The 26399-nt window shown below is 56.6% G+C and carries 20 protein-coding genes; 10 read left to right on the top strand and 10 right to left on the bottom strand.

The genetic code is table 11. The features are described 5' to 3' along the window. Positions 1–339: 339 nt before the first annotated feature. On the top strand, positions 340–939 hold the full coding sequence (locus PMI17_RS09085) for a hypothetical protein (protein ID WP_007888496.1): 600 nt from the start codon (positions 340–342) through the stop codon (positions 937–939). Between the two features lie 284 nt (positions 940–1223). Then, positions 1224–3614 carry a glucose/quinate/shikimate family membrane-bound PQQ-dependent dehydrogenase gene (locus PMI17_RS09090; RefSeq protein ID WP_007888498.1) on the top strand — a complete coding sequence of 797 codons (2391 nt, stop codon included), beginning with the start codon at positions 1224–1226 and terminating at the stop codon, positions 3612–3614. A gap of 138 nt (positions 3615–3752) precedes the next feature. Here the strand turns inward: PMI17_RS09090 and PMI17_RS09095 are convergent, their stop codons facing one another. From PMI17_RS09095 to PMI17_RS09105, 3 genes are all read right to left on the bottom strand, one after another. Next, the gene (locus PMI17_RS09095; RefSeq protein ID WP_007888505.1) at positions 3753–4964 is read right to left on the bottom strand and encodes an MFS transporter; all 1212 of its coding nucleotides are present in this window, start codon (positions 4962–4964) and stop codon (positions 3753–3755) included. 111 nt (positions 4965–5075) lie between these two features. Then, the gene (locus PMI17_RS09100; RefSeq protein ID WP_007888507.1) at positions 5076–5966 is read right to left on the bottom strand and encodes a LysR family transcriptional regulator; all 891 of its coding nucleotides are present in this window, start codon (positions 5964–5966) and stop codon (positions 5076–5078) included. A 188-nt stretch (positions 5967–6154) separates the two neighbouring features. Beyond that, positions 6155–6523 (bottom strand): helix-turn-helix domain-containing protein, encoded by a 369-nt coding sequence (locus PMI17_RS09105; protein WP_007888509.1) that lies wholly within the window; start codon positions 6521–6523, stop codon positions 6155–6157. A 212-nt stretch (positions 6524–6735) separates the two neighbouring features. Between PMI17_RS09105 and PMI17_RS09110 the strand changes: the two genes are divergently transcribed. From PMI17_RS09110 to PMI17_RS09120, 3 genes are all read left to right on the top strand, one after another. After that, the gene (locus PMI17_RS09110; RefSeq protein WP_007888511.1) at positions 6736–7395 is read left to right on the top strand and encodes a response regulator transcription factor; all 660 of its coding nucleotides are present in this window, start codon (positions 6736–6738) and stop codon (positions 7393–7395) included. Beyond that, the gene (locus PMI17_RS09115; protein ID WP_007888513.1) at positions 7392–8750 is read left to right on the top strand and encodes a HAMP domain-containing sensor histidine kinase; all 1359 of its coding nucleotides are present in this window, start codon (positions 7392–7394) and stop codon (positions 8748–8750) included. The genes PMI17_RS09110 and PMI17_RS09115 overlap by 4 nt, the downstream gene beginning before the upstream one ends. Positions 8751–9139: 389 nt before the next feature. Next, positions 9140–10006, top strand: coding sequence for a nucleoside-specific channel-forming protein Tsx (locus PMI17_RS09120; RefSeq protein ID WP_036620733.1), 867 nt, complete (start codon positions 9140–9142; stop codon positions 10004–10006). A gap of 160 nt (positions 10007–10166) precedes the next feature. Here the strand turns inward: PMI17_RS09120 and yjdN are convergent, their stop codons facing one another. Together yjdN and PMI17_RS09130 are read right to left on the bottom strand one after the other, a co-directional pair. Continuing rightward, positions 10167–10598, bottom strand: coding sequence for a VOC family metalloprotein YjdN (yjdN, locus tag PMI17_RS09125; RefSeq protein WP_007888515.1), 432 nt, complete (start codon positions 10596–10598; stop codon positions 10167–10169). 78 nt (positions 10599–10676) lie between these two features. Then, positions 10677–11579, bottom strand: a complete 903-nt coding sequence (locus PMI17_RS09130) for a LysR family transcriptional regulator (RefSeq protein WP_007888516.1) — start codon at positions 11577–11579, stop codon at positions 10677–10679. A 114-nt stretch (positions 11580–11693) separates the two neighbouring features. Here PMI17_RS09130 and PMI17_RS09135 point away from each other — a divergent pair, with 114 nt between their 5' ends. From PMI17_RS09135 to PMI17_RS09150, 4 genes are all read left to right on the top strand, one after another. Beyond that, positions 11694–13007, top strand: a complete 1314-nt coding sequence (locus PMI17_RS09135; protein WP_007888517.1) for an amidohydrolase — start codon at positions 11694–11696, stop codon at positions 13005–13007. Then, positions 13004–14446 carry a M20 family metallopeptidase gene (locus PMI17_RS09140; RefSeq protein ID WP_007888519.1) on the top strand — a complete coding sequence of 481 codons (1443 nt, stop codon included), beginning with the start codon at positions 13004–13006 and terminating at the stop codon, positions 14444–14446. The genes PMI17_RS09135 and PMI17_RS09140 overlap by 4 nt, the downstream gene beginning before the upstream one ends. A gap of 192 nt (positions 14447–14638) precedes the next feature. Then, positions 14639–16159, top strand: coding sequence for a p-aminobenzoyl-glutamate transporter (gene abgT, locus PMI17_RS09145; RefSeq protein WP_007888521.1), 1521 nt, complete (start codon positions 14639–14641; stop codon positions 16157–16159). Positions 16160–16350: 191 nt separating this feature from the next. Then, entirely contained in the window at positions 16351–17778 is a 1428-nt protein-coding gene (locus PMI17_RS09150) for an MFS transporter (RefSeq protein ID WP_007888524.1), read from the top strand. A gap of 115 nt (positions 17779–17893) precedes the next feature. Here the strand turns inward: PMI17_RS09150 and PMI17_RS09155 are convergent, their stop codons facing one another. From PMI17_RS09155 to PMI17_RS09165, 3 genes are read right to left on the bottom strand one after another with little or no spacing between them, the layout of a single operon-like run. Further along, positions 17894–19213, bottom strand: coding sequence for a cytochrome c (locus PMI17_RS09155; RefSeq protein WP_007888532.1), 1320 nt, complete (start codon positions 19211–19213; stop codon positions 17894–17896). A gap of 11 nt (positions 19214–19224) precedes the next feature. Continuing rightward, positions 19225–21009 (bottom strand): GMC family oxidoreductase, encoded by a 1785-nt coding sequence (locus PMI17_RS09160; RefSeq protein WP_007888535.1) that lies wholly within the window; start codon positions 21007–21009, stop codon positions 19225–19227. A 2-nt stretch (positions 21010–21011) separates the two neighbouring features. Further along, positions 21012–21746 carry a gluconate 2-dehydrogenase subunit 3 family protein gene (locus PMI17_RS09165; protein WP_007888538.1) on the bottom strand — a complete coding sequence of 245 codons (735 nt, stop codon included), beginning with the start codon at positions 21744–21746 and terminating at the stop codon, positions 21012–21014. Between the two features lie 296 nt (positions 21747–22042). On the opposite strand from PMI17_RS09165, the gene sbmA reads away from it, so the two are divergent. Continuing rightward, positions 22043–23278: a peptide antibiotic transporter SbmA gene (sbmA, locus tag PMI17_RS09170; protein ID WP_007888542.1), complete on the top strand. Its 1236-nt coding sequence runs from the start codon at positions 22043–22045 to the stop codon at positions 23276–23278. Between the two features lie 133 nt (positions 23279–23411). Here sbmA and PMI17_RS09175 read toward each other — a convergent pair whose 3' ends face one another. Then, positions 23412–25052 (bottom strand): dihydroxyacetone kinase subunit DhaK, encoded by a 1641-nt coding sequence (locus PMI17_RS09175; RefSeq protein WP_007888543.1) that lies wholly within the window; start codon positions 25050–25052, stop codon positions 23412–23414. Positions 25053–25155: 103 nt separating this feature from the next. Continuing rightward, positions 25156–26208: a YncE family protein gene (locus PMI17_RS09180; protein WP_007888544.1), complete on the bottom strand. Its 1053-nt coding sequence runs from the start codon at positions 26206–26208 to the stop codon at positions 25156–25158. Positions 26209–26399: the final 191 nt, after the last annotated feature.

Below are 26399 nucleotides of genomic sequence, written 5' to 3' on the forward strand. Positions count from 1 at the left end.
TTTATTTTTCACGCCACAGAGTGCGGCATCTTACTGAGCCAGACAATGGCTAGCCGTGCTGTTTAAAAACAGAAGCTTATCTAAATTTTTGCTAAGCATTGAGCTCACAATATTAGCAGGCTGATGATTTTCAGCTGAAAATATCCCAATCTTTCTAGATAGTTTCTTCGCTATTAAATTATCAACTGCGCAGTGCAGCCTATCTCTTTATCAGAAACAGTTAAAAAAGCTGAACTTTATAAACTAATCGGTTTATATTGGCCGTGTTAAGACTTCATTAATCGCCCGTCCTTATAATAATTAAGACGTTCCAGCCAATTAATTTATTCACAGAGATAAATGGAAAACAGTTCTTATAATCCTTATGTTACTGAGCGCATCCGTCGCTTCGACGGCACGCTAACCGGTGTGTGTTATTCAGCACCCTTTATGCATTGTGAGCAGGAAGGCACGGTATTACTTAATGGACGCAACATAATTTCGCTGCATAATCAGTTACTGGAATCACCTGAATTAATAATTATCCCGCTCTCGGGAAATAACCTGCTACATTTTTTACAGGCACCGGAAAATTATTTCGGCCTGCAAAATGAGAATGTGCATCTGGCAATCAATTATGCCGATTTAGTTCAGGCAGATAGTGCGCTACGCCAGGCAGCTGAACGTTTCTCTTTCTGGCTTTATGATTTGGCCGCGCCCGGAACCTGCTGGCAGAATATCGCGTCATTCCCTTTTAAAGGAATAGTGCTGACCGAGGAATTTTTTAATGATAATTATCTCAAGTTCAGCTTTCCCTTTCTGCTGGAATCGTGCAGAGAAAGAGAAGCAGAGGTAATATTACGTACGCCACAGTTAACGCTGCCCGCGGCACAGTATGCGCAACTTAATTTGAGCGGCTGGCAAGAACAACGTACCAGCAGCACATTGTTTGAAGGGTAAACGTTTACACAATATGTTGCTCCTGGGTGTTATGGCCCGATGTAACCGGACATAACACCTTAATTCCCTCATAAAATGTCGTACTACTTCCTCTCTTCGAGTGCAAAGCACTAAAAATATCAAACCCTTTAACGTTTTTAAGATAAAATTTAACGCAAAGGGATCAACTCGTCGCACGGAAGCGCCGATCGAACAGTTTTCGTTATTTCGTACTCTATGTCGGGAAGCAACCCAACGCGTTGTTTCCTTTTTAGTTTTTAATGGCAAAGAAAGAGGTCAATATTATGGGGAAAGCTTCCTCATCTTTTGGCGTAATCCGTTTTCTCACAGTGCTTTTTGCACTGCTGACGGGCGCGTTTATGCTGGTTGGTGGCGTTTGGTTAGCCGCCATTGGTGGTTCCTGGTACTACGTTATTGGCGGTGTGGTCATGTTGATCACCGCTATTCTGCTGTGGCGCCGTAGCGGCTCAGCGTTACTGCTGTACGCATTGCTGCTGTTGGCAACGCTGGTGTGGGGCGTATGGGAAGTCGGCTTCGACTTCTGGGCGCTGGCACCGCGTACCGATGTGCTGGTGATCTTCGGCGTCTGGCTGATTCTGCCGTTTGTGTATCGCGGTCTGAATAATGCCGGCAAAGGCGCGCTTGGCCTGCTGGCGGTCGCACTGGTCGCCAGTGCGCTGGTGCTGGCATGGGCAGTGTTCCACGATCCACAAGAGCTGAACGGTGAAATTCCTGCTGCGGCGTCAAATGCTCCACAGGCGCAGCCGTTAAGCAACATCGACGATGCTGACTGGCCCGCGTATGCGCGTGACCAGCAAGGTACCCGCTTCTCCCCGCTGAAACAGATCAATAACGGTAACGTTAAAGAGCTGCAGGTTGCCTGGCAGTTCCAGACTGGCGACATGAAGACGCCAAACGATCCAGGTGAAATCACCGATGAAGTAACGCCGATTAAAATCCGCGACACGCTTTATCTCTGCTCACCGCACCAGATTCTGTTTGCGCTGGATGCGAAAACCGGTAAGCAGAAGTGGAAATTTGATCCGGGCCTGAAGCCGAATCCAACCTTCCAGCACGTTACCTGCCGTGGCGTTTCCTACCACGAAGTGCCTGCTGCCGCAGATGCTGCCAACACCCAACCTGCGCTGTGCTCACGCCGTATTTACCTGCCGGTAAATGATGGTCGTATGTTCGCGCTGGATGCCGAAACCGGTGAACGTTGCGCGGCCTTTGGCAACAACGGTGAACTGGATCTGCAGCACAAGCAGCCAGTATTGACCCCAGGTCAGTACGAGCCGACGTCGCCGCCGGTCATCACCGATACCACCATCGTGGTAGCCGGTGCCGTCACCGATAACTACTCCACCCGTGAGCCGTCTGGCGCTATCCGTGGCTTTGACGTCAACACCGGTAAACTGCTATGGGTATTCGATCCGGGCGCGAAAGATCCTAACGCGATTCCTGCCGATGAACACACCTTTACCATGAACTCACCGAACTCGTGGGCGCCGGCGGTATACGATCCGAAACTGGATATCGTTTACCTGCCAATGGGTGTATCAACGCCAGATATCTGGGGCGGTAACCGCACACCAGAGCAGGAGCGTTATGCGAGCAGCGTACTGGCACTGAACGCCACCACCGGTAAGCTGGTGTGGTCGTATCAGACCGTGCATCACGATCTGTGGGATATGGACTTGCCGTCTCAGCCGACGCTGGCCGATATCACCGATAAAGATGGCAAAACCGTACCGGTGATTTATGCACCGGCGAAAACCGGTAACATCTTTGTACTGGATCGTCGCACCGGTGAGCCGGTTGTCCCTGCACCGGAAACCCCGGTTCCACAGGGCGCCGCTAAAGGCGACCACGTTGCACCGACTCAGCCGTACTCCGAACTGACCTTCCGTCCGAAAAATAATCTGACGGACAAGGACATGTGGGGCGCAACCCTGTATGACCAGCTGGTGTGCCGCGTGATCTTCAAGCGTCTGCGCTACGAAGGTCCATTCACCCCGCCGTCTGAGCAAGGTACGCTGGTGTTCCCAGGCAACCTGGGGATGTTCGAATGGGGCGGTATCGCGGTTGACCCACATCGTCAGATTGCGATTGCTAACCCAATGGCGCTGCCGTTTGTGTCGAAGCTGATTCCGCGCGGTCCGGGCAACCCGATCGAGCCACCGGCTGACGACAAAGGCGGTTCAGGTACTGAAACCGGCATCCAGCCACAGTACGGCGTACCGTACGGCGTGGAGCTGAATCCGTTCCTGTCACCGTTTGGCCTGCCGTGTAAGCAACCGGCGTGGGGCTATGTCTCTGCAGTTGACCTGAAGACTAACGAAACCGTGTGGAAAAAACGCATTGGTACAGTTCGCGATAGCGCGCCAGTACCCGTTCCGTTCAAAATGGGTATGCCAATGCTGGGCGGCCCAATTACCACCGCGGGTAACGTGTTCTTCATTGGTGCTACCGCAGATAACTACCTGCGTGCATTCGACACCAACACCGGTGAAATGCTGTGGCAGGCACGTCTGCCAGCGGGCGGCCAGGCAACGCCGATGACCTATGAAGTGGATGGCAAGCAGTACGTTGTTATCGCGGCAGGTGGTCACGGTTCGTTTGGTACCAAGCTGGGTGATTATGTGATTGCCTATGCACTGCCTGATGCGAAGTAAGTTTTCGCGTTGAGGTTAAAAAGCGGGCTTATGCCCGCTTTTTTTGTAGGGTCGCCATTTATGGTGACCGTCATGAAAGACGCACAGGAAGGTATTGTGCGGTTAATGCCAGGGTCGCCATGAATGGCGAACCAACGATTAGCGTTTACGCAGTACGCGTGCGTTTAGCAGTGCACACAGCGCCATAATCACGCAGGTCGCCAGAAACACCGGGCGCATGCCAAACGCACCGCCGATAAAACCGCCAAACAGCGGACCAGAAACCTGGCCGACGTACTGCGCCGAAGTGGAATACCCCAGCATCTTCCCCACCTGCGACTGCGGCACGCTGTGACGAATCAGCGCCGTGACGCACGGCATTAAGCCACCCAGCGCCATGCCCATCAGAAAACGCAACACCACCAGTTGCCAGGCTTCATTGATAAATGCCTGCGGGATCAGCAGCAGCGCGCACGCTATTAATCCATACACCAGCACGCGGCCATGTCCCACGCGGTCGGCTAAACGTCCCAGACGCGGCGCGGAGATAATGCTGCCGAGCGCCGCTGCCGCCATCACCAATCCTGCAGTGACCGTTACCGCGTGATCGCCGCTGACAAACTGGCCAATGTACAGCGTGATAATCGGCTCAATCGACATATTGGCGAAAATCAGCAACATCCCCGACAACCACATCAGACGCACCACCGGCAGATTCAGCGACTTTTCATCGTCGGCTGCGCTCTGCTGCGTTTTTTTGCCGGCAGAACGCGGCACCTCTTTCAGTAAGAATGTGGTCGCCAGGAACGCAAGAAAGATCACTGCGCCAGTCAGCCAGAAGGTGTGGCGAATACCTATCAGCGGCGGTAATACTCCGCCCAGCAGCGGCCCAACCACGTTACCGGCCATGATGCCGGACGACAACACGCCAAGCGCCCAGCCGGTTTGCTCTTTTGGCGTTTGCGCCGCCACCAGAATGGTCGATCCCGACGCATAGCCGCCGAGTAAACCCGCCAGCAGACGCAGCGCCACCAATTGCCACGGCGCAGTGGCCATGCCAATCAGCGACATGGCAATCGCCATGCCCAGGCTGGCGCGGATCAACATCAATTTACGGCCGTAACGATCGGCCAGTTTGCCCCACAGCGGCGCGGTCAATGCGGCGCTGAGGAAGGTGGCGCCATAAGCCGCGCCCGACCAGCGTGCAATCGCCGCCGGTTCCTGCACGCCAAGCTGTTGCACATAGAGCGGCAGAAACGGCAAGAGCAGCGTCATCGCCACGATGGTGCTGAACGAGCCCAGCACGCAGACAAATAAATTTCGCTTCCAGTGTTGCTGTTCGGGCGCTAACGCGATTGGAGGTTGCTGCATGGTGATATCCCTGTTTTTGCTTTTTTAGCAGGCTAACAGTGACCTATAAGAGAAGACAGCCTTGGAGTGATAATTACCAGGCGGCGCATTATTGTTGCCAGATAACAACAATCACGCCGTGCTGAGCGCGTTGATTAGCGCATCGCACAGCAAGGTTACCGGCGAGGAAGCCTGCGGCTGCTCTTTTAGCAATAAGTAGCTGTGCAGGCGATCCATTTGCCATTCCGGCAACACCTGCTGGATTTCGCCGCGCGTTAAGGCTTCCTGCGTCATATACGCCGGCAGATAAGCGATGCCAGTGCCTGCCAGCGCGGCATTCAGCAACGCCATGCTGTTATTGGCACGGAAACGGCTATGCACATCGAGCGCCAGACGCTGTTTATCACGGCGGAACGGTAGCGCAGCCGTGTGCGCCGGGCCGTGAAACAGCAGCAGGTCATGACGCGTGAGACGTTCGGGATGATCGATCGGTGCATGCGCCGCCAGATAATCCGGCGTGGCGTACAAACCCCAATCAATGCTGCTCAGCTCGCGGTAGTTGGCGCCATCTGGCGCACGCGCGCGGATGACAATCGCGACATCAGCGCTGGGCTGCGGGTCATCGCTGGTGGTGAGATCAAGATCGACATTGATATGAATATGACGGCGGATAAAGGCATTGAGCGTCGGCACCACGCATTGGCAGCCGTAGGTGATCGGCGCCTGCAGCCGCACATTGCCCGCGGGCAGTTGATGCACCTGTTGCACAAAGGCATCGGCGCGATGCATCTCTTCCAGCATGCGCACACAAAACGGATAGTAAGCCTGGCCGAGCTCCGTTAGCACCACTTTGCGCGTGGTGCGCTGCAGCAGCTTGATACCGAGCCGCACTTCCAGCCGGGCCACTTCGCGGCTGACGTGAGATTTGGAGACGCCTAACGTGCGTGCAGCTTCGCTAAAGCTTTGCCGTTCCACTACGCGTGCAAACAGCATCATGGCGCTGAGATTGTCGCTGTTGTCCATGTTCTCTGACGGGCTAGATGAGTGAGAACCGTAGATTAAAAGCTAAGCCTGCAATAAGTCCATCATCGCACATTCCGTAGCGGCGCGATTTATCGCGCGTAACAATGGCGGCAGCTTGCCCATCCAGATATTGCGCAATAAATTGCGCCGCTACGAAACGCACCCAAGGGAATATCGGTGCCCATATCTCAACTCGCCATCGCCAGCGGGAACAGCAGCCGATCCGGCTCAACGCGACGTTGGCGACGCAGCTGGCCCGGCGTCACGAGGAAATAGTTTTTGAAGGTGCGGGTGTAAGCCTGCTGAGTATCGAAACCGTAGCTCATCGCCACCTGCAAAATCGCTTCGTCACTGTTAATCAGCGTCAGCGCGGATTCGGTTAAGCGGCGCTGGCGAATGTATTCGGCCAGAGAGAAACCGGTGTGCTGACGAAACAGACGTTGCAGATGCCAGCGGGAGTATCCCGAGCGGCGTGCAACTTCATCCAGATGCAGATCGTGTCCTAAATTATTCTCTATCCAGTCCAGCAAACTACGGATAAATTCGCGCTGATTCATGGGATTCTCCTGCTTTGACGATATGTCCAGTGCAGCTACTGTAGCGCGTTAAATTTATCCCTTAATTAGCGGAAAATTAGCGCAGAATTAGCAAGCGGGAAAATCGGCCCTCCTAAATACTTCCAGCTGCAGAAAGGCGGCAAGTGTGACGGAGGGTAATTCTGCGCTAAGAATAGAGAGATAAACTGCGCTCAGTTATGTTGGAGGGCATCATGCGTGTGCTGCTGGTAGAAGATGATGAAATGATTGGTGCTAATCTGCAGCAAGCGCTGGAAGCGGCGGGTTGGTCGGTGGATTGGGTACGTGATGGCGTATTTGCCAGCAATGCCTGGGCCGAAGGCGGCTATACCTGCGTGTTACTGGATCTCGGCTTGCCGCGTGAAGATGGCCTGCAGGTGCTGCGTCGGGCCCGCACGCGCGGCGATATGACGCCAGTGCTGGTGCTCACCGCGCGCGATACCGTGCAGCAACGCATTCAGGGATTGGACAGCGGCGCGGATGACTACCTGCTGAAACCCTTTGACCTGCAAGAGGTGCTGGCGCGCATGCGTGCCATTACCCGACGTCGCCACGGTGCGGCAGATTCGCTGCTGGGCAGCGGCGATGTGCAGATTGACATCATGACGCGCGAAGTGTTGTACAAAGGCCAGCGCGAACAGCTCACCGCACGTGAATATGCCCTGCTCTACGCCTTACTGGAACGGCCGGGCGCCATTCTGTCGCGCGAACAGTTAGAAAACCGCATTTACGGTTGGGGCGAAGAGGTCAGCAGCAACGCCGTTGATGTCCTGATTCACGGCATGCGCCGCAAGCTCGATAACGAAGTGATCCGCAACGTGCGCGGACTCGGCTGGCGGGTACCGGCAATATGAAACCTTTCACTTTTATGCGCTCGCTGCGCAACAAACTGCTCGCCACGCTGGTGATTTTGCATCTGGCGATGATTGGCGGCGTCACCTGGTATTTCTATCACTGCTACGGCGACATGATGGGCACCATGAAGGACGATCAGCTCGCCAAGATCGCCGATGCGTGGGCCACCAGCCAGCGTATGCCTGCGTTAATGCCGATGGTGATGCATGCCGAGAAGCTGAAAAGCACCTATATCGTCCAGCTGTGGGACACCCGTAATCGGCTGCGCGCCAGTTCGTGGCCCGATTTACATGCGCCGCTGCAAAGCAAAAAAGGCTGGCACGATCTCAAAGTGGGTGACTGCGGCGATGACTGTGAATGGCGCGTCTATACGCGCCCCGGCGAGCTCGGCAGTGAAATCGGCAATATTCAGGTGCTGCACAATATCGGCTATATGAAGAGTCTGATGTTAAAACGGGCGCTATCGGCCATCATCCCGCTGGTATTAATGATGCCGCTCTCGCTGCTGGTCATCTGGCTGGTGGTGCGTGCTATTACGCGCGATTTACGCGTCGCGTCGCGCCAGATTGCCGCCCAGGAAACCCTGCATCCGCATACGCTTTCTCCCGATGGCTTGCCGGATGAAGTGCTGCCGCTGGTGGCGGCCTACAACTCGTTGCTCGATAAGCTGCGCGCCGCCTGGTCGTCACAGCGCCAGTTCCTCGAAGATGCGGCACATGAGCTGCGTACGCCAGTTACTGCGGTGACGTTGCAGCTGGAAAACCTAAGGCAACACATTCAGCCAGGCGAAGCCAGTCGTCAGTTCGATCAGCTGGAAGCCGGCGTCACCCGTACGCGCCATCTGGTCACACAGCTGCTGAATATCTCGCGCCAGGAAGATCAATCGGTGGTCGCCACGGTGGAAACCATCGAGCTGGACGACCTGCTGAAAGAGAGCATTGAACAGCTGATGGTGGTAGCGGATAAGCGCGGCATTGATATCGGTTTCAACGGCAGCGCGCACTATCGTCTGCAGGCCAGCCGCTCCGATTTACGCAGCCTGTTCGATAACCTGATCGGCAACGCCATGCTGCACACGCCGGAGGGCAGCCTGGTGGACGTGCTGCTGCATCGTGTTGGCAATCACACCGTGGTGGATATTGTGGATAACGGGCCCGGCATGGCGGAATCTTTCATCGATCGCGCTTTTGACCGCTTTACCCGTTCGCCCGATGTACAAGCCCAGGGCAGCGGCTTAGGCCTTTCAATCGTGCGCAGCGTGGCGCAGAAGCATCAAATGCAGGTGGCGCTGTCGAATCGTCATGATGCGCAGGGCCAGATTGCTGGCCTGCAGGTGCGCATTACCTTGCCATAACGCACACCGTGCCGTAGCGGCGCAATTTATTGCGCATTATCGCTGCGAGCACGGTGCCCGCTACAAAACACGCGCGATAAATCGCGCCGCTACATCCTTTCCCTTCATCAAACACGTTTCCTGCTGTACGCGACACGTAAACGGTTGCGGGGTTCCGTTCGCCACCAGGCTTTTATGTGATGAAGATCACATTTTCAGTGAATCAAACTGCAACACTTTTTGACAAACGTGACCAAAATCTATTTTCTATGCGTCTGTTACAGGCACATTACGCAAACTTGAAAATCTGGCGCTTCAGACCGGATATGACAACACACCGCCCATCCCCTGGGATCAATTTCACCCGATCGCGGCATCAGCCCGGCGATCACAAGCATGTGGTTAACATAATGAAATATAAAGCGTTGATAGCAGGGGCCTTATTGGCCAGTAGCTGGACTGGTGCGGCACAAGCAGCAGACAGCGATCCGCAGTACGTTTCGGATTGGTGGCATCAGAGCGTTAACGTGGTGGGCAGCTACCACACTCGTTTTGGACCGCAGTTTAATAACGACGTGTATCTCGAATACGAAGCCTTTGCCAAAAAGGATTGGTTCGATTTTTACGGTTACCTCGATCTGACCAACTTCTTTGGCGTCGGCAACAGCAACGCTAACGGCGTGTTCGACCACGGTTCGCCGATGTTCATGGAAATTGAGCCACGTTTCTCGATTGATAAACTGACCGGCACCGATCTCTCCTTTGGCCCGTTCAAAGAGTGGTACTTCGCCAACAACTACATCTATGACATGGGTCGCAACAGCGATAACCGTCAGAACACCTGGTATATGGGTCTCGGCACCGACATCGATACGCACAGCGATATCGGCCTGTCGCTCAACGTGTACGCCAAGTATCAGTGGGAAAACTACGGTGCGGCGAATGAGAACAGCTGGGATGGTTATCGCTTCAAGGTGAAATACTTTGTACCGATTACCGATCTGTGGGGCGGCAAGCTGAGCTACATCGGCTTCACCAACTTCGACTGGGGTTCAGATCTGCGTGATGAGTCCGATCGTTCACGCACCAGCAACTCCATCGCCTCCAGCCACATTCTGTCGCTGAACTACGATCACTGGCACGTTTCTACCGTGGCGCGTTATTTCCACAACGGCGGCCAGTGGGCTGACGGCCAGGAGCTGAACTTCGGTAACGGTCCGTTTGAAGTGAAATCAACCGGCTGGGGTTACTACCTGGTGGTGGGTTACAACTTCTAAGGTGTTGGGTTTCCCTCACCCTAACCCTCTCCCACAAATAGGAGAGGGAACCGATCGAGCCTGGCCTCTCCCACTTTAGGAGCTGGAAGATCGAGCCTAACCACTCCCTCGCCCGCCTGCGGGAGAGGGCTGGGGTGAGGGCCAGCGCGCACCCTCCACCTTAAATCTGCGGCTTATACGCATTCACCATCCACGGCACGCCGAACTTATCGATCAACATGCCAAAACCGTTGGCCCAGAACGTTGGAGCCCAGCTTTTGGTGATGTTACCGCCCGCCGACAACGCATCAAACCAACGCTTGCCTTGCGCTTCATCCGGCGTGGATAAACTCACGGCAAAACCGCCATACTCCGCCTGCGGCGCGCCATCACTCAGCATAATTTCACCCTGCCCGATGCGCACATGCGCATGCATAATCTGCTCCGGTGAAAAGCTCACGCCTGAGGTGCAGCCCTCATCTTCCACCGGCGTTTCATCCGGCATATCGCCATAGGTCATCTTAAACAGCAGCTCGCCGTCGGTGGCCGCCAGGTAGAACGCAATCGCCTCTTCACAGCGACCGTTGTAGAACACATACGGGGTAACTTGCATGGTCTGTACTCCAAAAAGGGAACGTCCCCTGCAAGTGTAGTGCGCATTATTTATACAACTGCGAGCCAGGCCGCACTCTTACCTTTGCTGACATTGGCGGCGGAACAGTTGAGCCATATAGGCGCTCATCGGCGTCAGCGCGGTATCTTTGCGCTGGATAAGATAGAAAGTGGCCTTCGGCAGCGGTTCGTCGAGATTAAGTGCAATCAGCTGACCGCCGTGTGTCGGGTCTTCAATCACATCGCGCGAGATAATGCTGACGAAGTCGCTCTGCGCCACCAGGCTGGTGCAGGCCATAAAGGTCTCGCAGGTCACCACAATTTTGGGCGCCATGCCGCGTTCGCCAAACATATCGTGTAGCAACCGATAGTAGCTGCCCTGCGGCGTCGGCATCGTCCAGTCGCAGTGCTGCAGCTCTGCCAGCGTGCGCGCGTGCGCCATCGGATGCCCTTTGCGCATCACCACCTGATAATCCCGCTCCATCAGCCGTTCAAACACCAGTTCCTGATCAAGATGGTTTTGATCGTAAGTGTTGATGGTGAAATCCAGCTCGCCCTGCCGCAGTTCATGCACCATCGACACCAGCTGGCCTTCGACAATCCGCACCTTCACCAGCGGATACTCACGGTGAAACTGCGTGATCACCTGCGGCATGATGGTGCGCGCAATGCTGCCACCCACGCCGATATTCACGCGCCCGCCGGCCAAGCCTAGCCGCTGCTGAATATCCTCCTGCGCCACCCGCAACTCTTCCAGCACCAGGCTGGCATGCTGAAAAAAGTTATCACCGATGTCGGTTAACGTGACGCCCTGCTGGCGCCGTTCAAAGAGTCGTGCGCCCAGCGCCAGCTCCAGTTCCTGAATCGCCTTGGTGAGCGCAGGCTGCGAGAGCCCGGACAAGCGGCTGGCGGCGCGAATACTGCCCTGCCGCGCCACGTCAACAAAGGCGCGCAGCTGATGAAGTTTAAGATTAGCCGACATAGTTTTGATGATAACCGTTGTTTATCAGTAGCAAGATATTCGCATCTTATGCGCACCAAAACCATTGTGTAGATTCGAGTGAATGCATAAAAAATCAACACAAAGGAAATGCCGATGAAAACCCTCTCTGACCTCGTTCACGCCCGCGTGCCACAGATGCAAGCCTGGCGTCGCGATCTGCACCATTTTGCCGAATCGGGCTGGCTCGAGTTCCGTACCGCCACGCTGGTGGCGGAAGAGCTGCATCGTCTTGGTTATCAACTCAAGCTGGGCCGCGAGGTGATCGATGCTGACTCGCGCATGGGATTGCCCTCCGATGAGGTGCTGGCGCAACAGGAAGCGCGCGCACTGGAGCAAGGTGCGCTGCCGCAGTGGATCAAGCACTTCTCCGGCGGATTTTGTGGCGTGGTGGCGACGCTTGAAACCAGTCGTCCGGGCCCGGTAATGGGTTTTCGCGTTGATATGGATGCACTCGATCAAAACGAAAGCCGCGCGAGCGATCATCTGCCGACGCGCGAAGGTTTTGCCTCCTGTAATGCCGGCATGATGCACGCCTGCGGTCACGACGGCCACACCACCATCGGCCTGGCGCTGGCGGGCGTGTTGATGGAGATGAAAGATCAGCTGAGCGGCACGCTTAAAATCATCTTCCAACCGGCGGAAGAAGGCGTCCGCGGCGCCAAAGCGATGGTCGCAGCGGGCGTGGTGGATGATGTCGATCTGTTCACCGCCATTCACCTCGGCACCGGCGTGCCTGCCGGTGAAATCGTCTGCGGCAGCGACAGCTTCCTCGCCACCACCAAGCTGGATGTGAATTTCACCGGAGTCGGCGCGCACGCCGGCGGCAAACCGGAAGAGGGGCGCAACGCCTTGCTGGCGGCGGCGCAGGCCACGCTGGCACTGCATAATTTGCCGCAGCACAGCGGCGGCGTAGCGCGCGTTAACGTCGGCGTATTACAGGCTGGCTCCGGACGCAACGTGGTACCCGACTACGCGCTCATGAAGGTGGAGACGCGCGGCGCGAGCAATGACGTCAATGACGATATCTATCAGCAGGCGCTGCGTGTGATCGCCGGTGCGGCGGCGATGTACGGCGTTGAATACGATGTGAAGCTGATGGGCGGCGCCCGTAGCTGCACGCCAAGCCAGCCGTGGGTGGCATTCATCCACCAGCAGGCCGAGGCGCTGGGCATTTTCACTTCAGTGGTCGATACCAAACAGCAGGCGGCAGGCTCTGAAGACGCCACCTACATGCTGGAGCGCGTGCAGCAACGCGGCGGCCAATCCTCCTACGTGATTTTCGGCTGCGAGCTGGCGGCAGGCCACCATAACGCGAAGTTCGATTTCGACGAGGCGATCATGGCCACCGCGGTACAGACGCTGGCGACGCTGGCACTCAATCAAGCCCAGTTTGGAGGCCAACGATGAGCCACAGCGCATTTATTAATCACTACATCAACCAAAACCAGCCGCGTTTTAGCGCTCTTAGCGACGCCATCTGGGACGTGCCGGAAACCCGGTTTGAGGAGACACAATCGACCGCGCTGCTGGCCGATGCGCTGGAGCAGGAAGGCTTTGTCGTGGAGCGCGGCGTCGGCAATATCGACACCGCGTTTATTGCCAGCATCGGCAGCGGCAAACCGGTGATCGCCATTCTGGGCGAGTTCGATGCGCTGGCGGGTTTAAGCCAGCAATCGGGCTGCGCCACGCCGCAGCCGCTGGTGGAGAACGGCAACGGTCACGGCTGCGGCCACAATCTGCTCGGCACCGCCGGTTTGGCCGCCGCCTTCGCCATCAAAGCCTGGTGGGCAGAGCACGGCCAGCGCGGCACGCTGCGCTTTTACGGCTGTCCGGGTGAAGAGGGCGGCTCCGGCAAAACCTTTATGGTGCGCGAAGGCCTGTTCGATGACGTTGATGCGGCGGTCACCTGGCATCCTGAAGGCTTTAGCGGCATGTTCAACCTCAGCACGCTGGCCAATATTCAGGCGGCTTTCCGCTTTAAAGGTGTCGCGGCGCATGCGGCAAACTCTCCTCATCTGGGACGCAGCGCGTTGGATGCGGTGACGCTGATGAACACCGGCGCCAACTTCCTGCGCGAGCACATCGTGCAGGAAGCGCGGCTGCACTATGCGGTGACCAACGCGGGCGGCGTTTCGCCCAATGTGGTGCAAGCCGACGCCGAAGTGCTGTACCTGATTCGCGCGCCGCAGCTCGATCAGGCGCAGGATATTTATCAGCGCGTGATTAACATCGCTAAAGGCGCGGCGCTGATGACCGACACGCAGATGACGGTACGCTTCGATAAAGCCTGCTCCAATTACGTGCCGAATCGCGCGCTGGAAGGCGTGATGGAGCGCTATTTGCATCAGTTTGGTTTGCCTGACTACAGCGAAGCGGAGCAGGCGTACGCCGCCGAGATTCGTGCCACGCTGAGCAAAGACGATCTGCGCAACGCGCGCCTCAATGCGGCACGCACCGGCGGTGAAGCGGGCGTCGCCTGGGCCGAGGCGCTGGGCGATAAGATTCTGATGGATGAGGTAGCGCCTTATGCAGTGACTCGCGAGCTGCTTTACGGCTCAACCGACGTCGGCGATGTCAGCTGGGTAACGCCCACCGCGCAGTGTTTCGCGCCCTGCTTCGCCTTTGGTACGCCGCTGCACACCTGGCAACTGGTGGCGCAGGGCCGCACGTCAATCGCCCATAAAGGCATGTGTCTGGCGGCAAAAGTGATGGCCGCAACCGCGCTGACCTTGCTGCAGGATGACGAGGCGCTGGCGCGCTGCCGCGAGGAGTTCCAATGCGTGCGCCGCGAACAACCTTACGTCTGCCCAATTCCAGCAGATGTAACGCCGTCGAAGTTGAAGTAACAATGCGATATCCCGGTGCGCATAAATGCGCACCCTACGAAAACCGTAGGGTCGCCATTCATGGCGACCGTCAGGATGAACGCACAAGATATATCGCCATTCATGGCGACCTGAGCACCACCCCAAAATTACAAAAAATATAGCCCCCAAGTGGGCATGCAAACCCAATAAGACGACATATGAGGACCTGCCATGGAAGCCACCACGGAGAACCGCAGCCCCGGAAAGCTGTTTAGCTGGATTGAGCGCGTCGGCAATAAAGTGCCGAACCCCTTCTTACTGTTCGTCTATTTGATTGTGGTGCTGATGGTCGCCACGGCGATTATCAGCAGCCTCGACGTGGCGGTGAAGAATCCCACTAACGGCGAACTGGTGCGGGTGAACAACCTGCTGAGCGTCGCCGGGATTCAGTGGATCCTGCCCAACATCATCAAAAACTTCAGCGGATTTACGCCGCTGGGATCGATTCTGGCGCTGGTGATTGGCGCGGGATTAGCGGAAAAAGTCGGCCTGCTGCAGTCGCTCATGGTGAAAATGGCCTCGCGCGTCAGCCGTCGTTACGCCAGCTACATGGTGCTGTTTATCGCCTTCTTCAGCCACATCTCATCCGATGCGGCGCTGGTGGTGATGCCGCCGCTCGGCGCGCTGATTTTCCTCGCCGTAGGACGGCATCCGGTGGCGGGTCTGCTGGCGGCGATTGCCGGCGTAGCGTCCGGCTTTACCGCCAACCTGCTGATTGTGACCACCGATGTGCTGCTGTCTGGCATCAGTACCGAAGCCGCCAAAGCGGTGAGCGATACCGTGCACGTCAGCGTTATCGACAACTGGTTCTTTATGGCCAGTTCGGTGATTGTGCTGACCATCGCTGGCGCGCTGTTGACAGATAAATTCGTCGAACCGCGTCTGCCAGCATGGAACGGCGGCAATAACGATCGCCTGCCGCCGCTCACCGCGCTGGAGAATCGCGGCCTGAAGGCCGCAGGTATCGCTGCGCTGGCGTTTATCGCGCTAATGGCGCTGCTGGTGGTGCCGGAACACGCGCCGCTGCGCGATCCAAAAAGTGGCGGCATCATTCCCTCGCCATTTATTCAGGGCATTGTGCCGATCATCATCCTGTTCTTCTTCGTGGTAGCCATTGCCTACGGTGCGGTGACGAAGCAGATCCGCCGCCCGGATGATATTCCGCAGCTGCTGGTGGAGCCGATGAAGAGCATGGCAGGCTTTATTGTGATGGTGTTTCCGCTGTCGCAGTTTGTTGCCTTCTTTAACTGGAGCAACATGGGCAAGTTCATGGCCATCGGCTTAACCGATGTGCTGGAGAGCGCCGGGATTAGCGGTGCCCCGGCCTTTCTTGGCCTGATGTTCCTGTCGGCATTCCTGTGCATGTTCATCGCCAGCGGATCGGCCATCTGGTCGATCCTGGCACCGGTATTCGTGCCGATGTTTATGCTGCTGGGCTTCCATCCGGCCTTCGCGCAGATGATTTTCCGCATCGCCGATTCCGCGGTGTTGCCGCTGGCACCGATGTCGCCCTTCCTGCCGCTGTTCCTCGGCTTCCTGCAGCGCTACCAAAAAGATGCGCAGCTCGGCACCTATTACGTGCTGATCTTCCCCTATCCGCTGGTGTTCTTCAGCGCCTGGATTGTGCTACTGCTGGCGTGGTACGCATTGGGTTTACCGATTGGTCCGGGCGTTTATCCCAGCCTGCACTAACCCTGCGCCATGGATGGCGATCACACTTCTGTGAACTGCAACGCATGTTGCCAAAATGTCACCGTGGCGCCTCTCGGCAACCCGTTACGAATTTATTATCCTGCTATTCCTTCGCTTGCTAACGGTTAATTATTTTTAAAAACTCATCTCAGCCGTCAGCGGGTTCTGCAAACACCGAGGTTTACACAACAATGACAACAATCACGTCGACAGGGATGGCGAACGATCACATGAGCGCGGATCGCCGCACCTTAGCCGGGCGCATTGATGCGCTGCCCTCTTCCGCAGGCTTATGGCGCTTTATCACGCTGCTGGCGCTCGGCGGCTTCTTCGAACTCTACGATCTGTTTGAAACCGGCTACATTAGCTCCGGACTGGTCGCCGCGGGCGTGTTTCATACCGGTTCTGCGGGCGTGTTCGGCATCGCCGATCAGGCGGCGTTTGCTTCCGCCACTTTCCTTGGTCTTTTCGTCGGTGCCAGCCTGCTCGCGCCCTATGCCGATCGCTTTGGCCGTCGCCTCACCTTTATGTGCGCACTGGCGTGGTACGGCGTGTTTTCTTTACTGATGGCGTTCCAGCAGAGCGCGGAGATGATTATCCTGTTCCGCTTCCTGGTTGGCATTGGTCTCGGTGTGGAACTGGTGACCATCGACACCTATCTCTCCGAATGGGTGCCAGCCCATCTGCGCAGCCGCGCGTTCGCCTTCTCGTTCTTTATTCAGTTTCTGTCGGTACCGGCGGTGGCACTGATGTCGTGGTGGCTGGTGCCGCAAACCATCCTCAACCTCGAAGGCTGGCGTTGGGTGGTGATCGCCGGTGCCGTTTGCTCGCTGGTGATCTGGCTGATCCGTAAAAACCTGCCGGAATCTGCGCGCTGGCTGGCGCAACAAGGGCGCCATCAGGAGGCGCATCAGGTGCTGAGTGCGATGGAGCAACGCTGTGGCATCTCTTCTCCCCTTCCCCCACTTGTGGGGGAAGGCCGGGATGGGGGACAGCAGGCAACGAATCAACCGAAACACGGGCGTTTTAGTGAGATTTGGGCACCGGCCTATCGCAAGCGCACGCTGATGCTGGTGGTGATGAATTTCTTCCAGGCGATTGGCTTCTTTGGCTTCGGCAACTGGCTGCCGGCGCTGCTGTCGGGCAAAGGCGCGACCGTCACGCACAGCCTGCTGTATGCCTTTTTCATTACCCTGGCTTACCCGCTCGGCTCGCTGATTTGCAGCCGCTACGCCGACAAGCTCGAGAACAAATGGCAGATTGTTTTTTCGTCGCTGATGACGGTGGTGTTCGGCACGCTGTTCGCTTTTATGACCAATCCGGTGCTGATGATCATCTGCGGTTTCCTGATTACCTACAGCAACGCATGGCTGACGTTTAGCTATCACGCTTATCAGACGGAGATTTTTCCGACGCACATTCGCGCCCGCGCGGTAGGTTTCTGCTATTCGTTTAGCCGCCTGTCCACGGTGTTCAGCAGTATTTTGATTGGCATTATTTTGCAGTATGCCGGCAGCCAGGGCGTGATCGCCTTTATCGTGCTGAGCATGTTGATAGTGATGCTATCGGTAGGAATTTACGGGCCGAAAACCCGTGGCATGGATTTGGAGAATATTTGAGTTGATGCCCTCACCCTAGCCCTCTCCCACAAGTGGGAGAGGGAATAATTAGGGGAGAAATATGCTCGATCGGTTCCCTCTCCCGCCTCCGGGAGAGGGTTAGGGTGAGGGAAAGCTACTGCCCTTCCAGCACCTTAATATCCGCACTGCCCTGTTTTGACTGCACGGTTTTGTCTTTACGTAGCGCCGCCACATCCTTCGCCGATACGCTCGACTTCACGCCATTGCCCCAGCTGCCACGGATAAAGTTCACCACATCCGCCACCTGCTGGTCGTTCATGCGCCAGCCGAATGCCGGCATGGTGATTGCCGTTGGTGCACCTTGCACGCCAGGCAAAGTACCGCCCACCAGCACAATGTGGATCAGCGAGGTTGGATCGTCAGCCATCACCACCGGATTACCGCGCAGCGCCGGATAGAAGCGTTGATAACCGCTGCCGTCGGTTTTGTGGCACGCCGCACAGCTATCGACATAGGTCGATGCGCCTGGCTGGCTATCGTCACCTTTCCACAACGCCCTGGCGACCGCGTCATCCTGCTTAAACACCGCCTGATTCGGATCTTTTGCGCCGAGTGATTTCAGATATTTTGCAATCGCGCTGATATCCTCGTCGCTCAAATATTGCAGGCTGTGCTGCACCACGTCGGTCATGCCACCAAACACGGCGGTGTGATCGTTGCGGCCAAAACGCAGGAACTGCTTGAGATCGTCTTCGCTCCAGCGACCTAAACCATCGCGGTTGTCGCCACGCAGGTTGCTGGCGGTCCAGCCGTCAATCGGCGCGCTGCTGCCGGCAAGATAGTTATTGCCTTCGTCGTTGTTAAGCGCTTTTTCCTGCATGGTGATACTGCGTGGCGTGTGGCAGGCACCACAGTGGCCAAGACCTTCCACCAGATAGCGACCGCGAGCCAACTGCGGATCTTCCTGAGCCGCTGGTTGGAACGCTTTCACGTCCGGCGCAAAGATGCCGCGCCAGATCGAGAGCGGCCAACGCATCGACAGCGGCCATGGAATGTCGCTCTCTTTGTTGGCCTGCGCCACCGGCTGCACACCGTGCATGAAGTAGGCATACAGCGCCTTCATGTCGTCATCGCTGACCACCGCATACGACGGATACGGCATCGCCGGATACAGCGTATCGCCGTTTTTCGCTACGCCGTGACGCACCGCTTTCTGGAAATCGTCGTAGCTGTAGTCGCCAATGCCGGTGGCTTTATCCGGCGTGATGTTGGTGGAATAAATGGTGCCGATCGGCGTCGCCATAGGCAGTCCACCGGCAAACGCCTGACCGCCCTGCGCGCTGTGACACGCTACGCAGTCGCCGGCGCGCGCCAGATACTCGCCGCGTTTCACCAATGCGTCCGCAGCGCTATCGTCCGCCACAGCGGCGAACGTCATCGTGCCCAGAAACAGGGCTAAAATGCTTTTAATCATCGCCGTGTTCCTTATGCCTGTACCAGCGGGCCGGGGTTTTTCAGATACTGTTCACGAATGGCTTTGGCTGACCAGTAAGTCAACGCCGCCACCATGCCGGTTGGGTTGTAGCCAAGTCCTTGCGGGAACGCTGAGGCGCCTGGCACAAACACGTTTGGCACATCCCAGCTCTGCAGATAGCGGTTAACCGCGCTGGTTTTCGGATCTTCACCCATAATCGCCCCGCCGCTCATGTGCGTGGTTTGATATACGGTGGTATCGAAGTGGGTGCCTGGACCTTTTGCGCCGCCGATGATCATTTTCGGGTTCATCGCTTCGGTGATTTTGCGCATCTTCTCAATCATGAACTGCGCCATCTTGATGTCGTTGTCCTGCCAGTCAAAGGTCATACGCAGCAGCGGCTGGCCGTAGGCATCTTTGTAGTTCGGATCGAGATCGAGATAGTTGGCGCGATACGACTGGTGCGCGCCGTGCGCATCCATCGAGATGTGATGGTTGTAGGTATCGGCCACCGCCGACTTCCACTGGCTGCCCCAGTTCGGCGTGCCTTTTGGTGTCGGTAAACCGGAGATCGGCTTGGTACCGGCCTGGTTAACCCAGAACGGCGAACCGCCGACGAAGCCATGTGGGCCGTGATCGAAGTTATCGGCGTTGAAATCATCCACCGCCACACCCGCGCCACCGGCACCGATAAACGGGTTGGTGGTGGTGTTTTTGTCGAACAGCGCTTTCAGCGTCGAGATGTTCTGGTAGGCAAAGTTACGGCCCACCACACCTTCGTTGGAAATCGGGTTATACGGCTGACCGATGCCGGAGAGCAGCATCAGGTGCACGTTGTGGAACTGGAATGCAGACAGGATCACCAGATCCGCCGGCTGCACCACTTCGCGGCCCTGACCATCGAGATAAGTCACGCCGGTGGCGCGCTTTTTATCGTCAGTCAGATTAACGCGCAGCACGTAAGCGTTGTTGCGCAGCTCGAATTTCGGCTCCTGACGCAGCGCCGGCAGGATGTTAACGTTTGGCGACGCTTTGGAATACATATAGCAGGCGTAACCGCTGCAGAAACCGCAGAAGTTGCACGGGCCCATCTGTGCGCCGTAGGTGTTGGTGTACGGGCCAGAGGTGTTGGCCGACGGCATATCATACGGATGATATCCCACCGATTCCGCCGCCTGCGCAAACAGCTGCGCCGAGTAGGTGCGCTTCTGCGCTGGCAGCGGGAAGTCGCTGGAGCGATCGGGCGCATACGGGTTGCCGCCCTTCTCTTTGCCCAGCAGCTTGCCTTTGATCGACCAGGCGCTGCCCGAGGTGCCGAACACTTTCTCAGCCTGATCGAAGAAGGGTTCCAGTTCGTCATAATTGACGCCGAAATCCTGAATCGTCATGCCTTCCGGGATGAATTTTTTACCATAGCGCTGCTCATAGTGGCTGCGCAGGTTGAGCTCGACCGGATCGACGCGGAAATGCACGCCCGACCAGTGCAGGCCGGCGCCGCCGGTACCGGTGCCCGGCAGAAATGCCGCCAGCTGACGATACGGCACAGCAGTCTGCGATGCATCGTGACGGATGGTCACGGTGCTTTTCGACAGATCCTGGAACAGCTTTTTACGGATGTTGTAGGTCAATTCATCGATCGACTGCGGATAGGATCCATCCGGGTAGGTATCGCGATGCGGACCGCGCTCCAGCGCCACCACATTCAGGCCCGCTTCGGTCAGCTCTTTCGCCATAATCGCGCCCGCCCAGCCGAAACCGACCACGACCGCATCCACTTTTTTCAATTCATTTGCCACGCTTAGGTCCTCTCACCGCGAATATCCACTGACGGGAACGGATAACGTTCGCCGCGTTCCACCCAATCCATAAAGTCAGCGCGTGCGCCTGGGAAGCCAATCAGCTTCCAGCCCACCATGCCTTGATTGCCGCCGTGGATCGGATCGCTGAAGTAACCCTCGCGGGTGTTTTGCAGCAGGAAGGAGAAGAAGGTTTTAGCGGGCAGCTGCGGGAATTCCGCGTGGCCGCTTTCAAACGCGGTCAGCAGCGCATCTTGCTGTTCACCGGTTAGCTCAGCGAACACTTTGCCGTGCTGTTTTTTGCTCCAGCCATCGGCATCGGCGAGGCCGAGACGATAGATCTGCTGCGGCACCAGCGGCAGCTGATAGCCCAGCTCTTTCGGCAGGTCGGGATTGAATGGGCCTTGCATGTACCAGTTGTTACCGGTGGCATAAGGCGTGTTCATTTGGCGATCGATAAACTCCGGTACGCCGGCTTCGAGTGCGCCAGGACCGCGATCATCGCTGGGGATCAGGCGCGCCACCGCTGCAGTAATGAAGGCAAACTCTTCGGCGGTGAACCAGGTTGGCTGGTAGCTACGCGCCTGTTGCGGTGATGAATGTTGCTCGGCTGCCCCGGCGGCCATCGGCACCACCAAAGCGCCCATCGCCGTACTGCCCACCGCCATTGCCGGCGCCAGGGTGATGGTTCTCAGCAGAAAATCCCGGCGAGAATGACCATTTTTTTGTTCTGACATGACATTGCCTCAGTACCACATATAATGCGGCATGAAAGTTAAGTAGTTGCGTTGTATTGTTTTTTTATTGATAGCTTAAGGGATACAGCAGCACTGTTACCGGTAACAGTACAAATATTGTAACACCATTGCTGTGGATTAATTAGTTCTTAGAAACAAATTCGCACTAATTACTTAACAATTGTCGCTGCCGCTTTACATCGCAGCGGCCAGGCTGTCATCGTCAGATACAACCGACAACAGACAGAGAGATGTCTAAAGCGGTATAAAAGAGTACACACAACAGCGGAGTGCCTATGTTTAAGTCCTTTTTTCCGCGGCCAACGCTGTTTTTCAGCTCAGCTGCGATTTGGAGTTTGATAGCAATTTTTGCCTGGTTTGGCTTTTTCAATGATCTCCCCGCGCGCTGGCCTGCGTTTCAGGCGGCGATGCAACAACCTTTGCCAACCAACGCCAGCCGTTTTATTCATGCCAGCCAGCTGTGGTTTTATGCCTATTACTGGATTGTCGCCGGGATTTTTGGCCTTGCGTGGCGCGTGATTGATAACCATCCGTGGCAGCGCTGGTCGGTGTGGGGTTCGATACTGATCATCTTTGTCACCTGGTTTGGCGTGCAGGTTGGCGTGGGCGTCAACGCCTGGTACGGCCCGTTCTACGACATGATTCAACAGGCGCTGACCAAAGCCGGTTCCGTCGCCATCCATCAGTTCTATGTGCAAGTGTTGGCGTTTCTCGGCATTGCGCTGATTGCGGTGGTGATTGGCGTGATGAACTCGTTCTTCGTCAGCCACTGGGTGTTCCGCTGGCGTACCGCGATGAATAATTACTACATGCATAACTGGCAGCGTCTGCGTCTGGTTGAGGGTGCAGCGCAACGTGTGCAGGAAGACACCATGCGCTTCGCCGGTACGCTGCAGGATTGGGGCATTAACTTTATTCAGGCGATTATGACGCTGGTGGCGTTCTTGCCGGTGCTGGTGACGCTGTCGCATCATGTGAAAGAGGTGCCGATTCTCGGCAGCATTCCTTATGCGCTGGTGATTGCCGCGCTGCTGTGGTCGCTGTTTGGTACCGCGCTGCTGGCGATGGTGGGGATAAAACTGCCGGGGCTGGAGTTCCGTAATCAGCGTGTGGAAGCGGCCTATCGTAAGGAGCTGGTGTACGGCGAAGACGATCCACAGCGCGCCTCACCGCCTACGGTGCATGAGCTGTTTAGCCGCGTGCGTCAGAACTATTTCCGCCTCTATTTCCACTATTTGTACTTCAACATCACGCGCATTATGTATCTGCAGGTGGATAACGTGTTCGGGCTGTTTGTGCTGTTTCCGTCAATTGTGGCGGGCACCATCACGCTGGGTCTGCTGAACCAGATCACCAACGTGTTTGATCAGGTGCGGTCATCGTTCCAGTATTTGATCACCTCGTGGTCAACGCTGATTACGCTGATGTCGATCTACAAACGTCTGCGCAGTTTCGAACAGATTCTGGATGATATTCCGCATGATGAGATGATGCGCGAAGCGGCAGAGTGAGGTGCGGTTTGGTGCGGCTGATGCCCTCACCCTAACCCTCTCCCGCAAGCGGGAGAGGGAACCGATCGAGTATGTTGCAGCATCTCCCTCTCCCGTGGGAGAGGGCCGGGGTGAGGGCATCAGCCCGCACAATCTACCCCGCTAACACCGCAAACACCTTCTCAATCGCATACGCGCCCGGATCTTTCACCCCATCCAGACTTTGCTGATTCAGATAGGCCGATCGTCCCGCTTTGGCGCTCTGCATCTGCGCAGTCGCATCCGCGCCTTGCTGAGCGGCTTTAGCGGCCGCCGCCAGCGACTCGCCCGCCACTAACGCTTCCAGCGCCGGTTGCAGCGCATCGACTAACGTACGATGGCCCGGCTGTGCGCCGCCATAATGCTTCATGCGTTCCAGACCGTGCATCAACGCCTGCGGTAGCGCGCTGCCCTCTTCCAGCTGCTGGCCGGCGCTGGTGAACAGAATCGACATCAATACGCCGCTCGATCCGCCCATCACCGTTGCCAGTTGCTCACCAATCAGCGCCAGCAAGGTGGGCAGCTCATTCAGTGGCAGCTGCTTGTCCTTCAGGCCGCGCTGAATCTTCTTCGCGCCGGCGGCAAAGGTTGAACCGGTATCGCCGTCGCCAACTTTGGCATCCAGCGCATTTAGCTCGCTCTCCAGATCGATCAACGTCTGCGTGACGCCTGCAACAATCTTCGCCACTTCGGCATTCTCAGACGCATCAAAATCCAGCACGCTGCCGATTTTCTCCGCACGTTGCAGGCTGATCGGCGCAAAGTCATACACCGGCACCCAGCCCAGCACCTGAACCGGCGCGCTTAATGCTGCCAGAAACGGCTCTTCCAGCGCCAGCAACGACAGTGAGAAGCCTTTCATATCCAGCGCACTTACCAGCGTCGCCGGACCAATCAGATGGGTGATGCGCGCCGCCAGCGGCGACTGCAGCACTTCACGCGTTAACAGCGCCAGCTCCAGCTGCGAGAAGCCGCCGAGATTGTTGATCAGCAGTAGCGCCTGCTTGCCTTCCGGTAACGCCTGCGCCAGTTTATCAGTCATGATGCTGCTGATTTTACGACTGTTTTGCGTATCGAGCGTCACCACACCTGGCTCACCGTGAATACCCATGCCGAGCTCGCTGTGGCCTGGCTCGACGCGTTCATCGCGCTTTTCGCCCGGCACATGACAGGTGGCAAAAGCCAGACCCATCGACGAGGTGGCATCAATCGCGCGCTGCGCCAGCGCTTTGACCTCATCGAGTGATTGTCCCTGCTCCGCCGCATAGCCAGCGATTTTGTGCACCAGCACCGTGCCCGCAATACCGCGCGGCTGCGGGTTTTCCGGCAGCGCGATATCATCCTGCACCATCACCAGCTCGACCTTGTAGCCCAGATTTTTGGCTTTCTCGGCCGCCAGACCAAAGTTGAGGCGGTCGCCGGTATAGTTCTTCACAATCAGCAGACAACCGGCGTCGCCGGTGACGTTCACGATGGCGTTCAGCACCGCATCGACGCTCGGCGAGGCAAAAATGTCGCCACACACCGCCGCCGTCAGCATGCCTTTACCGACGAATCCGGCATGCGCCGGTTCATGACCAGAACCGCCACCTGAAATCAACGCCACTTTGCTCTTATCCCAGTCCGAACGCACCACCACACGGATCTCATCGCCAAGATCGAGGCGACGGAGGTTATGCCACGGCGTACTGAGTAAAACCCCTTCGATGGCTTCGTTGACCAGATCGTTTTTCTCATGCATAAAAAACTGGCTCATAGCGTCCTCTCTTATGGTGTTGTCGTCCTACAGGGTAGCGTATAACGAATCGCAGAAATGCAAAGGGCGGCACAAGCCGCCCCGTAATTCAGATAATTACCGCTTATAAAGCGATGCGCAGCACGCTGTCCGGATTCTTCGGTGGCTCTTTGCGTGAACCTGGCTGTTTGATACTGACAAACAGCGTTTTGCCATCGGCTGAGAGCGCCAGGCTGTTTGGCAGGCCCGGTGCTTTCACCGTGCGTTTCACCTTGTAGCTGCTGGCGTCGATGATGCTGATTTCACCCGCTTTACGGTGGGTGACGTACAGCTCATCACGATCGGCATTGAACAACACCGCCAGCGATTCCGGCACATCGATCTTGTGAATCACTTGCTGCGTGCGGGTGTCCAGCACCAGCACCTGCGACTGCTTAGAGTCGCTGAGGAAAGCGCGATGGCCTTGGGTATCCAGCGAGATGTTGAGGAAGAAATGATCTTTGTCGCCCTCAATTTTCTGACGCTTTTCAATCGCATTCAGGCGCGTATTGATGGTCACCAGCTCGTTATCCGCATTGGTGACGTACAGCTTTTGCGCGGCAGAATCGATCGCCAGACCGGTACCCATTTTACCGGTGTTCGGCACGGTGCTGATCAGTTTCAGGGTTTTGCCATCCACCACCCACACCACGCTCTGCTCACCCAGGCCGGTGATGTAAACGCGATCGGTAGCCGCATCGACCGCCAGCTGACGCGGTTGCAGCGGACGCACGGTTTCGCTGCGCTTACGCCCATCCAGCACCAGCGTATTGATCACTTTGCCGCTGGTGGCATCCACTGCGGTCAGTGCAGCATCACGCGTGTTACCCAAATAGAGAATATTGGTTTTCTGATTGAGCGCCGCGCCAAAGGTCGGCAGATCGGTGTTGATGGTTTGCTTCACCGCCAGATCCTGCGGATCAAGACGATAAACGGTGCCGCCTTTTTTGTCGGTTGTGCTTTGCGCGGTCGCCAGGAACAGCGCGTTATCGCTATTGCTAAACGCCAGCTCATAAGCGCCTTTTGAAATCACCTGATTCAATGGCTGAGTTTCCGCCGCGATCGCCGCAGAGGTAGAGAACAGCGCCGTTGCCAGCAACAGAGGACGCAGGGCCCACGATTTTTTATTCGCCTTCATAACTTCTCCATAGCAAAAACACCGCCTGATGGCAGTGAAGTGAAAGCTCGACATTACAACCAATGTTAAAAAGACAGCCCGAGGCGAGCCGACGAAGGATGTTACTTTTTGAGAATAGTAATCATTTCGGAGGGAAAGTGACAGGATTTTATCAGGTTAGCAACGCCGCCAGGGCGCCCGGAGGCACCCTG

Origin of the sequence: Pantoea sp. GM01, from assembly GCF_000282675.1 — a bacterium.
Classification (GTDB): domain Bacteria; phylum Pseudomonadota; class Gammaproteobacteria; order Enterobacterales; family Enterobacteriaceae; genus Pantoea; species Pantoea nemavictus.